The organism is Acidovorax sp. ACV02 (assembly GCF_014851475.1).
Classification (GTDB): domain Bacteria; phylum Pseudomonadota; class Gammaproteobacteria; order Burkholderiales; family Burkholderiaceae_C; genus Acidovorax; species Acidovorax delafieldii.
The window spans coordinates 53,746-67,725 of the sequence record NZ_JACUZU010000014.1; the positions used below are offsets into that span (position 1 = coordinate 53,746).

Annotated in this window: 10 protein-coding genes and 2 pseudogenes; 8 read left to right on the top strand and 4 right to left on the bottom strand. The window is 65.1% G+C overall.

The window, feature by feature from the left end; all coding sequences use genetic code 11:
• Positions 1–12: 12 nt before the first annotated feature.
• A complete protein-coding gene (locus IB236_RS23520; protein WP_192422415.1) occupies positions 13–2,010 on the bottom strand; it encodes a tetratricopeptide repeat protein in 1,998 nt (665 codons plus the stop codon).
• Between the two features lie 198 nt (positions 2,011–2,208).
• Positions 2,209–3,144, bottom strand: a complete 936-nt coding sequence (gene argC / locus IB236_RS23525) for an N-acetyl-gamma-glutamyl-phosphate reductase (protein WP_146869910.1) — start codon at positions 3,142–3,144, stop codon at positions 2,209–2,211.
• 110 nt (positions 3,145–3,254) lie between these two features.
• Here argC and IB236_RS23530 point away from each other — a divergent pair, with 110 nt between their 5' ends.
• Complete coding sequence (locus IB236_RS23530) at positions 3,255–4,142, top strand: LysR family transcriptional regulator (RefSeq protein WP_192422416.1); 888 nt, start codon at positions 3,255–3,257, stop codon at positions 4,140–4,142.
• Positions 4,143–4,189: 47 nt separating this feature from the next.
• On the opposite strand, the gene petA is transcribed toward IB236_RS23530, so the two are convergent.
• Complete coding sequence (gene petA / locus IB236_RS23535; protein WP_192422417.1) at positions 4,190–4,816, bottom strand: ubiquinol-cytochrome c reductase iron-sulfur subunit; 627 nt, start codon at positions 4,814–4,816, stop codon at positions 4,190–4,192.
• Between the two features lie 361 nt (positions 4,817–5,177).
• Between petA and IB236_RS23540 the strand changes: the two are divergent.
• Positions 5,178–6,545 (top strand): annotated as a pseudogene (locus IB236_RS23540) (sigma-54 interaction domain-containing protein).
• Positions 6,546–6,634: 89 nt separating this feature from the next.
• Here the strand turns inward: IB236_RS23540 and IB236_RS23545 are convergent.
• Complete coding sequence (locus IB236_RS23545) at positions 6,635–7,342, bottom strand: TetR/AcrR family transcriptional regulator (RefSeq protein ID WP_192422418.1); 708 nt, start codon at positions 7,340–7,342, stop codon at positions 6,635–6,637.
• A 182-nt stretch (positions 7,343–7,524) separates the two neighbouring features.
• Here IB236_RS23545 and IB236_RS23550 point away from each other — a divergent pair, with 182 nt between their 5' ends.
• From IB236_RS23550 to IB236_RS23575, 6 genes and pseudogenes are all read left to right on the top strand, one after another.
• The gene (locus IB236_RS23550; RefSeq protein WP_158276436.1) at positions 7,525–7,674 is read left to right on the top strand and encodes a hypothetical protein; all 150 of its coding nucleotides are present in this window, start codon (positions 7,525–7,527) and stop codon (positions 7,672–7,674) included.
• A complete protein-coding gene (locus IB236_RS23555; RefSeq protein ID WP_192422419.1) occupies positions 7,674–9,023 on the top strand; it encodes an NAD(P)-dependent oxidoreductase in 1,350 nt (449 codons plus the stop codon). The genes IB236_RS23550 and IB236_RS23555 overlap by 1 nt, the downstream gene beginning before the upstream one ends.
• 33 nt (positions 9,024–9,056) lie before the next feature.
• Positions 9,057–10,370, top strand: coding sequence for an NAD-dependent dihydropyrimidine dehydrogenase subunit PreA (gene preA, locus IB236_RS23560; protein WP_192422420.1), 1,314 nt, complete (start codon positions 9,057–9,059; stop codon positions 10,368–10,370).
• A gap of 222 nt (positions 10,371–10,592) precedes the next feature.
• Positions 10,593–12,050 (top strand): NCS1 family nucleobase:cation symporter-1, encoded by a 1,458-nt coding sequence (locus tag IB236_RS23565; RefSeq protein ID WP_192422421.1) that lies wholly within the window; start codon positions 10,593–10,595, stop codon positions 12,048–12,050.
• Between the two features lie 80 nt (positions 12,051–12,130).
• Positions 12,131–13,582: a dihydropyrimidinase gene (hydA, locus tag IB236_RS23570; RefSeq protein WP_192422422.1), complete on the top strand. Its 1,452-nt coding sequence runs from the start codon at positions 12,131–12,133 to the stop codon at positions 13,580–13,582.
• A gap of 19 nt (positions 13,583–13,601) precedes the next feature.
• A pseudogene (locus IB236_RS23575) lies at positions 13,602–13,980 on the top strand (Zn-dependent hydrolase); the annotation flags it as partial.

Here is a 13,980-nt window from a genome sequence, read left to right on the forward strand (position 1 = left end):
ATTTATGAGTGACTATCGTCTTTTGGCGGCCGCAATGATTGCCCGCATTTGGCCGTACTGAGCGTTCCGCGGATCCAGTCTGATCGCTTCATCAAGATCTTTCAGGCTGTCGGCACCTTGACCCGCTTGATGGCGCGCCAATGCCCGGCCGTAATAGACGGGGGCTCCCGGATGGGATGCGATGAGTTGGTCAAAGATTCCAATGGCGACTTGCGCTTCCCCCTTGCCCACTAACGCCATGCCCAGGCCTAGCCGTAGCCTGGGGTCGTTGGGATTGGCTTGAAGCAACACTTTGAATCCGCCGATGGCTTCGTCGTACCGTTGAGCGGCCATAGCTGTTTCGACCAGTCGGATACGAATGGTTGGTACTACGCTCTGTTGCTGCGGGTCTTTCTCTACCTTGGCTAGTGCAATGCGAAAGTTTTCTAGTGCGGGTACAAATTGCCCCAAGGCGGCCTGAGATTCGGCTTTGTGAAAATACAAACCAGGCTCGGAATAGCCTTGTTCCTCGGCTGTTGAAAACGCCTGAAGGGCTTCGGCATGTTTCTTTTTGAGTTGAAGAATGACGCCCGAATTGAAGACCGCACCGCTGCCCAGTTCTCCTCGGTCGCGCAGTGCAGATGCCGTGGCAATATTCCGCTCCGCTTGCTCAAGCATGCCTTTGCGTATGTAAAAGGCGCCCAGATTCAAGAATGGGCGGCTACGCCCTACGGCGTTGGCGGGGGCCTTGAGGTTGGTCTTTTCGGCCGCGTCAGTCCAGGCGGTTACTTCGTCAGCCAGCGAGAGGTTGCGTTCAAGGGCAAGGGCGCCAAACACCAATCCAAGCACGATACCCAGTGTGTAGATCGTGCGTGGTTTGAAGCCTGTGAGCGCTATGGCCAGCAATCCAGGCAGGGCCACACCCCAGAGATAGCTGCGGTATAGCACGAACGGATCCTGCACCCAAATGGTCGAAAACTCCGTGGCAAACCATACTAAGGGAAGAAGCAGGAGCAGCGCTACGAGGCTCAGCGCTCCGGTGCGTCGCAACAGCAGCCACGTGGTACCCACAAGCAGGGTTGCGTACCCCAACCCACCCACTATGTGCCATGACGATGCAAACCCCAGCGGGAAGGCCGGCCGCAGGTCAATTGACATCCATCCCACATAAGGCACGACCCACAGCAGTCCGTAAGCAAAGAAGAGTGCCGCCTGGTTGAGGATGCTCAGCGGAAACATCCGCTGCGTGACCCCCGGTTGCAGTGCCTCCAGCTGCTGGGCAAAAGCCAGAGACTGCTCGTCAAAGAGTCGGCCGACAACGTTGCCGTAAAAGTGCAGGAGAACTCCTGTGACCACAGCCAGAAGCAACAGCGTGCCGCCCATCAAAGCCGCGATCTCTTTCCAGCCCGGCCGCTTGATATGAATGTAGAGAGGCACTGCAAGAGCAATAGTCATGACCGCGTGTTCCTTGGATAACACGGCGAGCAGGTAGCTCAGCAGTGCACCCCCGTACCACGCAACACGCTGCGTTTGCAGTCCGCGTACGAATGCCCAGCAAGCGAGCACCGCGAACAACGTAGCCATGAGGATAGACCGCTGTATCAGATAGCCCACCGCATAGGCTGCCATGGGATGCAGGGCAAACAGTGCTACTCCCACCCGCAAGGCGGCGCGCTGAGAGGATGCAAAGTGTGTTTGCTCTTCAATGTCCTGAGGAAAGCGAGTCTGGCTCAGGAGCGCTTTGAAGAAGCCATACATGGCCGCTACTACGCCGAGATGCAGCACGATGTTGACAATACGCTGCTTCCACCAGCCAGCGCCAAAGATCTGCTCTATCCATACGAAGCTGCCATACGAAATCATGCGTTGCTTGACATCCAGCAAGCTCCCGTACACGCCAAAGATGGAGCCTTCGGTCAGCCGCAGGTCGTCAAACAGCAGCTCGTTGCTCAATGTTGGCAGGTATACGCCCAACACGGCCAACAACACGATCAATGCGAAAAAATAGGGTGCTTTGCCGGATTCAGCCATGAAAGGGCTTCAGGGAGAAGGTGGGAGGCGCCAACCCGAGCGGGAGGCAAAGTGCCGGGTCAGTGTAGCAGAGCAAAAGGTACGACGAACTGTGAAAAAGTGTTTAAAAACATCGGGCTTGCGCGCGTTCGCGTATTGACGGACGCCATTGCTGCACCGCACCGGTGATGTCCAGCATTCGCGCCACGCTCGGTCGGCTTAACCTCCACTTGTCAGCATCAGATCCAGGTTCTGCACCGCCGCCCCCGAGGCACCCTTGCCCAGGTTGTCAAACACGGCGGTCAGCAACACCTGACCGTGGCGGGCATTGCTGAACACCCCCAGCTGCAGCCGGTTGGTGCCGTTCAGGGCTTGCGGGTCCAGATGCTCGGCCGCTTCGGTGGTGGCGGGGGGCATCACCTCGACAAAGGTGGCGCCGGCATAGTGCTGCTGCAGGCAGGCGTGCAGGTGTTCGCCTCGCGCTCCGGGCGCGAGCTGCCGCAGATGCAGCCCGATGGTCAGCACGATGCCCTGGCGGAAGGCGCCGTACGAGGGCAGAAAAAACGGGCGCTGCGACAGCCCGGCGTGCTGCGCGATCTCGGGCGTGTGTTTGTGCTCCAGCTGCAGCCCATAGACCTGGAAGGCGGGCGCACTGGCTGCTTCGGGGCCTTCGTGTGCTTGCACCCGGGCACGCCCACCGCCGGAATACCCCGACACCGCATGGATGGTGAGCGCATGGTCGGCAGGCAACAAGCCGGCCTGCACCAGGGGCCGCAGCAGGGCGATGGCGCCTGTGGGGTAGCAGCCGGGGTTGCTGACGCGTTGCGCGTTGGCGATGCGCGCGGCCTGCGCCGCATCCATCTCAGGGAACCCATAAACCCATTGCGCGTCCGTGCGGTGGGCCGAGCTGGCGTCGATCACCCGCACCGAGGGGTTGTGGATGGCGGCCACGGCTTCGCGGGCGGCGGCGTCGGGCAGGCACAGGATGGCGATGTCGCAGCTGTTGATGGCTTCGGCGCGGCGGGTGCGGTTCTTGCGGTCGGCTTCGGGCAGTGTCAGCAGCTGCAGATCTGTGCGGCCGTGCAGGCGCTGGTGGATTTGCAGGCCGGTGGTGCCTTGGTCGCCGTCAATAAAAACAAGGGGCTGGGTGGTCATGGTGCGGATTCCTGGCAGGGGTGGGAGATGGGATGTGGGAATCTTCAGCGCCGGTCTAAAATTTGAAAAGTTGAATTTCACAAACATCAAGATCAGTTCTACTGAATGTCATGCGCGAACTCAATCTCGATCGGCTGCGTACCCTGGTCACCATCGCTGACCTCGGGTCTTTCGCTGAAGCTGCCCGCACGCTGCACCTGGCGCCGCCCACGGTCAGCCTGCACATTGCCGACCTGGAGGCCTTGATCGGTGCGCCGTTGCTGGTGCGCAAGCGGGGCGAGGTGCGGCCGTCCGGCGCGGGGGAGGTTCTGGTGGAGCGGGCGCGGCGTTTGCTGGCCGATGCCGACGAGGCCATGGACCTGGTGCGGCGCCAGGTGCAGGGGCTGGAGGGGCGGGTGCGGCTGGGCGCGTCCACCGGCGCCATCGCGCACCTGCTGCCCCAGGCGCTGGAAGTGCTGGGCCAGTACCACCCCGGCATCGATGTGCAGGTGCTGGTGCTCACGTCGCAGGAGACTGTGTCGCGGCTGGCGCTGGGGGCATTGGATGTGGGCCTGGTGGCCTTGCCCATGGCCTCGGTGCGCGGGGTGACGGTGATGCCGTGGCGGCGCGACCCCGTGATGGCGTTCGTCCCCTCGTTCTGGGAGGCACCCCGCAGGGTCACCCCCCAGTGGCTGGCGGGGCAGCCGTTGATCCTGAACGATGACGGCACCAGCCTGTCACGCCTGACGAGCGATTGGCTGGCTCTGGCGGGCGAGCCGCCCAAGGCGCGCATCCAGCTCAACTACAACGATGCCATCAAGAGCCTGGTGGCTGCGGGCTACGGAGCCACGCTGCTGCCACACGAGGCATCCACCGCCACGCCGCTGGACCCGCGCATTCGCATGCTGCCTGTGCAGCCCCGGCTGTGGCGCCCCCTGGGCATCGCCCACCGCGCGGGCCCGGTGGAGCGCGCCACCCAGCATGTGCTGGATGTGCTGTGGCAACAGAAGCAGGTGTGACGCGAAGCTGAACCGGGAATGTGCCGCCCCAGGCTGCCGCCTGTCGCTCAGGCAGCGTCGTCCCCGATGAGCAGCCGGGTGTCGGACACATAGCGGTGCGGCGGTACCTCCAGGTTGGTGGGCGCGGGCTTGTTCTTGAAGACGCGGCCCGCCAGGTCGAAGGTGGAGCCGTGGCAGGGACAAAAGAAGCCGCCCTGCCACTGGTCGCCCACGCTGGGGTTGGAGGTGCCTGCGGGCACGGCGGTGGGGGAGCAGCCGAGGTGCGTGCAGATGCCCACGGTGACAAACACCTCCGAGCGGATGGAGCGTTGCGGGTTGCGGGCGTACTCGGGTTGCTGGTCCTTGCGCGAGGCGGGGTCGGCCAGTGCTGCGTCTTGTTGCGGCAGGGCGGCCAGCATCTCGGGCGTACGCCGCATGATCCACACGGGCTTGCCGCGCCATTCCACCGTCTTTACGCCGCCGGGTGGCAGGTCGCTGATGTCCACCTCCACGCCGGCGCCCATGGCCCGCGCGCGTTCGCTGGGGGCCAGGCTGGACACCAGGGGCACGGCGACCCCTGCCGCCGCCACGCAGCCTGTGGCCGCCGTCAGCAGCACCAGCTGCCGACGCTCTGCAGCGGGATCGCCCTCTGTGCCAGGACGGTGGCTATTGGGTGTGGCGGGGTGGAGAGCCATGGGGTGCTTTCTGAGAAGGAGGACGGGACGGGCTGTGGCACAGAAAAGGCTCTCGCCGGGGTGACAGCCACCACCCGCATCGCTGCGGACGGCTATGGCTTACCGCAAACCGCGTGCCATCGCCCGCAAGACCTGCGTGCCATGGCGCGTGCTGCTTGAAAGGCCCGTGAATTCAATGGGTTGCGCGCGCGAGGCGAGGCTTTCCCGCGCGCTGCGGGCCCGGCCGTGGCCGGATTCGCGGCCCCCTGTCTGCCAAACCGGCTGCCAACTGCCATCCATTGCAGTCCGCATGGCATAGATCAAAGGCCCGCTGCCGAAACCGGTGCACCGTCAGGGCCCTTGCATGTACCAAGGTTTTTCCATGCCCCATCTCCCCGCACCACCCGCAGAACTGGTGTCCTTCCTGGAAGGCCTGGCCGATCCGCACATCCTGCTGGACGGCCGCTATCGCATCCTGGCGGCCAATGGCGCCTATCGCCGCCTGTTCGGTACGGCTGGCGGCGCGGGGGGCAGCGTGGTGGGGCGCACCTGCCACGCTGTGTCCCACCATGCCAGCGTGCCCTGTGACCAGGCGGGCGAGTCCTGTCCGCTGGCGCAGGCGCGCGCCTCGGGGCAACGCGAACGGGTGCTTCATGTGCACCACACGGCCCAGGGTGAGGAATATGTGCAGATCGAGCTGGCACCGGTGGCGGGGGCGGAGGGCACCACGGGGTTCTTTGTGGAAAAGATGGTGCCTTTGCCGGTGGCGGCGCAGCCGGTGCCGTCCGCGCAGGGGCTCATCGGACGTTCGCCCGCGTTCCAGAAGATGCTGGGGCTCGTGGCGCGGGTGGCACCTTCGCGGGCTGCGGTGTTGCTGCTGGGCGAGTCGGGCACGGGCAAGGAGCTGGTGGCCCATGCAGTGCACCAGGGCAGCCTGCGCGCGCGGCGGGCGCTGGTGCCCGTGGACTGCTCCAGCATGCCCGAGGCGCTGTTCGAGTCCGAGCTGTTCGGGCATGAGAAAGGGGCGTTCACCGGCGCGGCCCAGGCCCGGCCGGGGCTGGTGGAGGCGGCAGACGGTGGCACGCTGTTTCTGGACGAAGTGGGCGACATTCCCCTGCCGCTGCAGGTCAAGCTGCTGCGCCTGCTGGAGACCGGCACCTACCGCCGCGTGGGCAGCACCGAGCTGCGGCATGCCGACCTGCGCGTGGTGTCAGCCACGCACCGCAACCTGCAGCACATGGTGGCCGCAGGGCACTTTCGCGAAGACCTGTATTACCGCCTGAGCACCTTCCCCATCCATCTGCCACCGCTGCGCGAACGCCAAGGGGACACCGCTTTGCTGGCACGCGCGCTGCTGGAGCGCGTGGCGCCCCCGCACCGTGCGCTGCAGTTGTCTGGCGCTGCGCTGGCCTTGCTGGAGGCGCAGCCCTAACCCGGCAATGTGCGGGAGCTGCGCAACCTGCTGGAGCGCACCGCCTTGCTGTGCGATGGCGACAGCATCGGCGCGGAGCATGTGCAGCAAGCGCTTGCCTGTGGTCTGCCCCCGCTCGCGGGTGCGGTGGCTCAGGGCGCAGGGGTGCTGCCTGTATCGGTTGCGCTAGCGGGGCTGCCACGCCGCAGCCCCTTGCCCGACGACGAGGCCCTGCGCCAGGCCGTGGCTGCCCACCAGGGCAGCCGTTTAGCCCTGGCGCGGCGGCTGGGCATCAGCGAGCGATCGCTGTACCGGCGGCTGAAAACATTGGGTGCTTGACGCCAATAAGTGAAGAAATTGGCCCCAAGCGCATGTATTGATTGTGCTGGCAGCTATCTTTTATATAGCGTTTGGTGCACCTTGCTGGCTTAGGCCACCGCATCGGGCGCCAGCGCGCTCAGCACCATGCGCACGATCAGTTCCTCGGCTTTTTCGTAGTCGCGCTCGGTCAGGGCGGGCTTGCCCAGCAGCAGGGCGAACTGGGCTTCCTGCTCCGCATACGCCTGGGTGACCGACCAGATGATGAACATCAGGTGCGTGAAGTTGACCTTGGCAATGCGGCCCTCGCGCGCCCAGCGCTCGAAGGTGCGCACCTCGGTCTTGAGCAGCGGTGCCACGCGTTCGGTGATGGCCGTGCCATACCGTGGTGCACCCGCAATCACCTCTTTGGTGAACACCTTGGCGCCCTGGGGGCGGGTGCGCGAATAGTGCAGCTTGGCGCGGATGTAGCGCCGAAGCGCCTGCTGGGGGTCATCGCTGTGCGACAGGTCTTCCATGCCCGCCAGCCACTGGGTGAGCACATCGTCCAGCACCCGCTGGTACAGCGCTTCCTTGCTCGGGAAGTAGTACAGCAGGTTGTGGCGGCTGATGCCGATGGCGGCGGCAATGCTCTCCAGCGATGCGCCCTCAAAGCCGAATTGCGCAAACTGATTCTCTGCCTCGGTAAGGATGCCCTGCTCCTTGAGCAACCGCGAGGCCGTGGGGGCGCGGGGGGCGGACTCGTCGTGGGCGGGCGGGAGGGCCGCCTTGCGGGGGCGCGGGGGCGGGGGGGCAGGGGACGGGCGGGCTGCAGTCATTGCACCATTGTGGAACAAGCCGGGGCCTGAAAACTGGCAATTGGCTGGCTGGAGGCTGGCACGCGGTTTGCTGTAGGGATTTTACCAATTGGTAAATTTTTACGGGTTGGTAAATTGACCCACAACGCAGGGTACCGCCGTCGCAAAGCAGCGGGCACCTGCACCCCACAGCGAGGACCACGATGAAACCTCCGAAGTTTGCGGGCACCAGCATTCACGCCGGTGCCGCATTGGTTGGCGCCACTGGCTGGCGCTCCAACGCTGCGCGGCGTGCGCTTGCACGCCCCATGGGCGCCCAGACCCCCACCCTGACCCTCTCGGAGGAAACCTGATGGACACACTCGCAAGCCGTGCCTGCGGCATTCATGCCGCACGCCTGAACCTGGCCGACTACGCCGTGAACTTCAGCGACGCACACCCGCCGCTCACCCGCCCGCAGGCGCTGATCGAGGCCGAGCGCTGCTATTACTGCCACGACGCCCCCTGCGCCACGGCCTGCCCCACGGGCATCGACATCCCGTCGTTCATCCACCGCATTGCGCAGGACAACAACCGGGGCGCGGCCCGCGCCATCCTGGAGGCGAACCCGCTGGGTGGCATGTGCGCTCGGGTGTGCCCCACCGAGGTGCTGTGCGAGCAGGCCTGCGTGCGCAACACCAACGAAGACAAGCCGGTGGAGATCGGCTCACTGCAGCGCTACGCCACCGACGCCTTCTTTGCCCAGCCCGGTGCACCGCTGTTCCAGCGCGCAGCCGTCACCGGCAAGCGCGTGGCCGTGGTGGGCGCAGGGCCTGCGGGCCTGGCCTGTGCGCATGGCCTGGCCGTGCGCGGGCATGACGTGGTGCTGTTCGAGGCGCGCCCCAAGCTCGGCGGCCTCAACGAATATGGCCTGGCCAGCTACAAGACCACCCACAACTTTGCGCAGAAGGAAGTGGAGTGGCTGCTGTCCATCGGTGGCATTGAGGTGCGCACCGGCCAGCAACTGGGCCGTGACATCACGCTCGACAGCCTGCTGGGCGCTTACGACGCTGTGTTCCTAGGCCTGGGCCTGCAGGGCGTGAACGCGCTGGGCGTGGCTGAGCCCACGGTCACCGGTCTGCGCAATGCGGTGGACTTCATTGCCGAGCTGCGCCAGAGCACCGACCTCTCGACCCTGCCCGTGGGCCGCCGCGTGGTGGTGATTGGTGGCGGAATGACGGCGGTGGATGCCGCCGTGCAGTCGCGCAAGCTGGGCGCCGAAGAAGTGACCATCGTCTACCGCCGGGGCGCCGAGGCCATGTCGGCATCGGCCGTGGAGCAACAATGGGCGCAGACGAATGGTGTGACCATCCGCCACTGGGCGGCACCGAATGAGGTGCTGAGCGAAAACGGTGCAGTGAAGGGTGTGCGCTTTGCCGCCACGGCGCTGAGCGGCGGCAAGCTGGTGGAAACCGGCGAGACCTTCACGCTGGACGCCGACATGGTGCTCAAGGCCATTGGCCAGACCTTTGTGGCCGAGCCGGTGGGCAACCGCATTGCACTGGAGGGCGGGCGCATCGCCACCGATGCCGAAGGCCAGACCAGCCTGCCGCGTGTATGGGCCGGTGGCGACTGCCGTGTGGGCGGCCGCGACCTCACGGTGGAGGCGGTGGAGCACGGCAAGGTCGCCGCTGTGTCCATCCACGCCGCATTGATGGCTTGAACCCCTTCACCCCAGTTTTCACGGGAGCACCCCATGGCAGACATTCGCAGCAATTTCCTGGGCATCCAAAGCCCTAACCCCTTCTGGCTGGCCTCCGCACCGCCCACCGACAAAGAGATCAACGTCACCCGCGCCTTTGAGGCGGGCTGGGGCGGCGTGGTGTGGAAGACGCTGGGCGAAGACCCGGCCGTGGTCAACGTCAACGGCCCGCGCTACTCCACACTCATGTCGCAAGACCGCCGCGTGATCGGCCTGAACAACATCGAGCTGATCACCGACCGGCCTTTGCAGACCAACCTCGAAGAGATCAAACGCGTCAAGCGCAACTGGCCCGACCGCGCCATGATCGTCTCACTGATGGTGCCGTGCGAGAAGCAGAGCTGGAAGGCCATCCTGCCGCTCGTGGAAGACACCGGCGCCGACGGCATTGAACTCAACTTCGGCTGCCCGCACGGCATGAGCGAGCGTGGCATGGGCGCGGCCGTGGGTCAGGTGCCTGAATACATCCAGATGGTCACGGCCTGGTGCAAGCACTACAGCAAGCTGCCCGTGATCGTGAAGCTCACCCCCAACATTACCGACGTGCGCCAGCCCGCACGCGCTGCCAAGGCGGGCGGGGCCGATGCGGTGTCGCTCATCAACACCATCAACTCCATCATGGGCGTGGACCTGGACCGCATGGTGATGAGCCCGAGCACGGACGGCTGGGGCTCGCACGGCGGCTACTGCGGCCCGGCCGTCAAGCCGATTGCGCTGAACATGGTGGCCGAGATTGCACGCGACGCGCAGACCGCTGGCCTGCCCATCAGCGGCATCGGCGGCATCACCACTTGGCGCGACGCGGCCGAGTACATAGCGCTGGGCTGCGGCACGGTACAGGTGTGCACGGCCGCCATGGTGTATGGCTTCAAGATCGTGCAGGACATGTGCGACGGGCTGTCGAACTTCATGGACGAGCACGGGTATGCCACGCTCGACGACTTCAAGGGCCAGGCCGTGCCCACGGTCAAGGACTGGAAGAACCTCAACCTCAACCACATCGAAAAGGCTGTCATCAACCAGGATGCCTGCATCCAGTGCGGCCGCTGCCATGTGGTGTGCGAAGACACCTCGCACCAGGCCATCACCTTCACCAAGGAGGGCGGTGTGCGCAAGTTCGAGATCAACGAGGCCGAATGCGTGGGCTGCAACCTGTGCGTGTCGATCTGCCCCGTGCCCGAGTGCATCACCATGCGCGCGCTGGAGCCGGGTGAAGTCGATGTGCGCACGGGCAAGACGGTGACGGGCGAATACGCCAACTGGACCACGCATCCCAACAACCCGCAGCGCGTGTCTGCCGCGGCTTGATATGCGCCTCCTGCGTGCATTTGCCACAGACCTTGCAAGGCGTTGTGACAGCACCCGTTGTGGTGCCGATTTGCAACGCATGTTGCACTGCATCTGGTGCAGTTCTTGCGTGATCTCTAGCATCGCTCGCTTCCCTTTGCCCGCCATCTGCCAGCGTGAGGGCGCCGGACCAGACGGTGGGTTGTGTGCAACCCCAACGACGTCTTTGACAGGAGTACAGGCATGACCAACAGTACCGGCAGCGCGGCCCATGTGGCGGGGCTGATGCCCGGCGATGCATCCAACACGCTCGCCAATGAAGATCTGCTCCCCACCACCGCCGCGCAGCGACACTGGACGTGGAAGGACTTTGCCGCACTCTGGGTGGGCATGGTCGTGTGTGTACCCACCTACACCATGGCCAGCTCCATGCTGGACCAGGGTTTCACGTGGCAGATGGCCGTGTGGCTGGTGTTCCTGGCCAACTGCATCGTGCTGGTGCCCATGGTGCTCATCGGGCGCGTGGGGCCCAAGTACGGCGTTCCCTTCCCGGTGCTGGCGCGTGCATCGTTTGGCGTCAAAGGCGCCAACCTGCCCGCCGTGTTGCGTGGCCTGGTGGCGTGTGGCTGGTTCTCCATCAACTGCTACTTTGGCGCGCTGGCGCTGCATGGCTTCTTGAACATCCTGGGCATGGGGCTCGCAGGCCCGGCAGATGGCGAGACCATCAGCACCTCGCAGTTCATGTGTTTCCTGGCGTTCTGGGCAGTGCACATCTACTTCATCTGGAAGGGGCCGGAGTCCATCCGCCTGCTGGAAGTGATTGCCGCGCCGCTGATGATTGGTGCCTCGCTGCTGTTCGTGGTGGTGCTGATGATGAAGGTGCCCTCGGGCCAGCTCTTCAATCTGCCTGCCAAGGTGGTGGAAGGCGGTCCCAAGACCTGGGCGGCGCTGACGGGACTGGTCGGCTTCTGGGCCACGCTCGCGCTCAACATCCCGGACTTCACCCGTTTTGCCAAATCGCAGAAGGACCAGGTCGTGGGCCAGGCCATCGGCCTGCCGATTCCCATGGCGCTGTTTTCCATGGTGGGCGTGATCGGCTTCTCGGCCTCGGCCATCCTGTATGGCAAGGCGCAACTGTTCCCTGATGGCCTGCTCACCCAGATGGGCAGCGTGGCTGCAGGCCTGGGCCTGTTGGTGATCCTGCTGGCCAACCTGACGACCAACGTGGCTGCCAATCTGGTGTCGCCTTCGTATGACTTCAGCCAGTGTGCGCCTTCCAAGATCAGCTTTCGGATGGGCGGCGTGATCGCTGCGCTGATCGGTCTGGTGTTCATGCCCTGGAAGATCCTGGCCACCTCGGGCGGCTACCTCTTCACCTGGCTGGGCGGCTACGGCACGCTGCTGGGCGCGATTGCGGGCATTTTGCTGGTGGACTACTACCTGGTGCGCAAGAGCGAACTGAAGGTGGACGACCTGTACCGCCGTGGCGGCGAATACGAGTACAGCAACGGCTGGAACCTGCAAGCCCTGATCGCCTTCGCGCTGGGCGTGCTGCCCTGCCTGCCGGGCTACCTGGCGGTATCGGGCGTGGTGGACAAGGCAGGCATGCCCGCCATCTGGTTGTCGCTGTTCGATGCGGGCTGGTTCTTCAGCCTGGCGGTGGCTGGCACCTACTACTACGTGACCGCCAAGAAGAAGTGACGCCCTGGACCCTGCCTGGGCCTGGTGCCAGCGCAGGGTCCCTTTTTTTGAATTGATCCGTATCCCTGAAGGAGACCCCCATGAGCCAAGCCCTTGTGATCCGCGGTGGCACCGTGGTCAACGCCGACCGTGAACAGCGCGCCGATGTGTTGTGTGTCGATGGCCGCATCGTGGCCGTGGGGGACGACGCTGCGGCCCAGGCCCCCGCAGGTGCGCAGACGCTGGACGCCAGCGGCCAGTACGTGCTGCCCGGCGGCATCGACCCGCACACGCACATGCAGCTGCCGTTCATGGGCACCGTCACCATGGACGACTTCTTCACCGGCACGGCAGCCGCATTGGCTGGCGGCACCACGAGCATCATCGACTTCGTGATCCCCGACCCGCAGGAACCCATCCTGGACGCCTATCGCAAGTGGCGGGGCTGGGCGGAGAAGTCGGCTGCCGACTATTCCTTCCACGTCGCCATCACCTGGTGGAGCGAGCAGGTGCGCGCCGACATGGGCACGCTGGTGCAGCAGGAGGGGGTGAACAGCTTCAAGCACTTCATGGCCTACAAGAACGCCATCATGTGCGACGACGAAACCCTGGTGAACAGCTTCAAGCGCGCGCTGGAGCTGGGCGCCATGCCCACGGTGCACGCCGAGAACGGTGAGCTGGTGTACCTGCTGCAGCAGGAGGTCGCCAAGATGGGCATCACCGGGCCTGAGGGCCATCCGTTGTCGCGCCCACCGATGGTGGAGGCCGAAGCCGCCAACCGCGCCATCGCCATTGCCGATGTGCTGGGCGTGCCGATCTACGTGGTCCACGTGAGCTGCATGGAATCGGCCGACGCCATTGCCCGCGCCCGTGCGCGCGGCCAGCGTGTGTACGGCGAGGTGCTGGCAGGCCACCTGCTGGTGGACGACAGCGTGTACCGTGATCCTGACTTTGCCAAGGCCGCCGCCTATGTGATGAGCCCGCCCTTTCGCCCCAAGGGCCACCAGGAGGCGCTGTGGCGCGGCCTGCAGTCGGGCCAACTGCACACCACGGCCACGGACCACTGCACCTTCTGCGCCGCGCAAAAGGCCATGGGCAAAGAGAACTTCGCCAAGATCCCCAACGGCACGGGCGGCGTGGAAGAGCGCATGGCCGCGCTGTGGGATGGCGGCGTGAACACGGGGCGCCTCACCCCATCCGAGTTCGTGGCCATTACCTCGGCCAACGCGGCCAAGCTGTTCAACATCTACCCGCGCAAGGGCTACATCGGCGAAGGCGCCGATGCCGACCTGGTGCTATGGGATCCGCAAGGCACCAAGACCTTCTCCGCCAAGACCCAGTTCAGCAAGGGCGACTTCAACATCTTTGAAGGTCGCACCGTGCGCGGTATCCCCAGCCACACCGTGAGCCAGGGCCGCGTGGTGTTTGCCAACGGCGACCTGCGGGCCGAGCAGGGCAAGGGCCGCTACATCAAGCGCCCCGCGTTTGGCGCTAACTTCCAGGCCGTACAAAAGCGTGCGCAGGACCTGGCCCCCACAGCGGTTGCCCGCTGAACCGACGGAGAGCAACACCATGGAAACGAAAGTCAAACCCGACATCGAGAACCTGCGCATCAACGGCGAACGCCTGTGGGCATCGCTCATGGAGCTGGCGCAGATCGGCGCCACCCCCAAGGGCGGCGTGTGCCGCTTGACCCTCACCGACCTCGATAAACAAGGCCGCGACCTCGTCACCCGCTGGGCGCGCGAGGCAGGCATGACCGTCGCCATCGACAAGATCGGCAACGGCTTCATGCGCCGCCCCGGGCGCAACAACAACCTGCCACCCATCATGACCGGCAGCCACATCGACACCCAGCCCACCGGCGGCAAGTTCGATGGCAACTACGGCGTGCTCGCCGGCATCGAAGTCGTGCGCACGCTCAACGACCACGGCATCGAGACCGAGGCAC

Excerpts from the sequence above, each read along its gene's own strand:
- IB236_RS23520 (WP_192422415.1), bottom strand. The coding sequence starts at position 2,010 with ATGGCTGAATCCGGCAAAGCACCCTATTTTTTCGCATTGATCGTGTTG.
- argC (WP_146869910.1), bottom strand. The coding sequence starts at position 3,144 with ATGACCACCCAGCCCCTTGTTTTTATTGACGGCGACCAAGGCACCACC.
- IB236_RS23530 (WP_192422416.1), top strand. The coding sequence starts at position 3,255 with ATGCGCGAACTCAATCTCGATCGGCTGCGTACCCTGGTCACCATCGCT.
- petA (WP_192422417.1), bottom strand. The coding sequence starts at position 4,816 with ATGGCTCTCCACCCCGCCACACCCAATAGCCACCGTCCTGGCACAGAG.
- IB236_RS23545 (WP_192422418.1), bottom strand. The coding sequence starts at position 7,342 with ATGACTGCAGCCCGCCCGTCCCCTGCCCCCCCGCCCCCGCGCCCCCGC.
- IB236_RS23550 (WP_158276436.1), top strand. The coding sequence starts at position 7,525 with ATGAAACCTCCGAAGTTTGCGGGCACCAGCATTCACGCCGGTGCCGCA.
- IB236_RS23555 (WP_192422419.1), top strand. The coding sequence starts at position 7,674 with ATGGACACACTCGCAAGCCGTGCCTGCGGCATTCATGCCGCACGCCTG.
- preA (WP_192422420.1), top strand. The coding sequence starts at position 9,057 with ATGGCAGACATTCGCAGCAATTTCCTGGGCATCCAAAGCCCTAACCCC.
- IB236_RS23565 (WP_192422421.1), top strand. The coding sequence starts at position 10,593 with ATGACCAACAGTACCGGCAGCGCGGCCCATGTGGCGGGGCTGATGCCC.
- hydA (WP_192422422.1), top strand. The coding sequence starts at position 12,131 with ATGAGCCAAGCCCTTGTGATCCGCGGTGGCACCGTGGTCAACGCCGAC.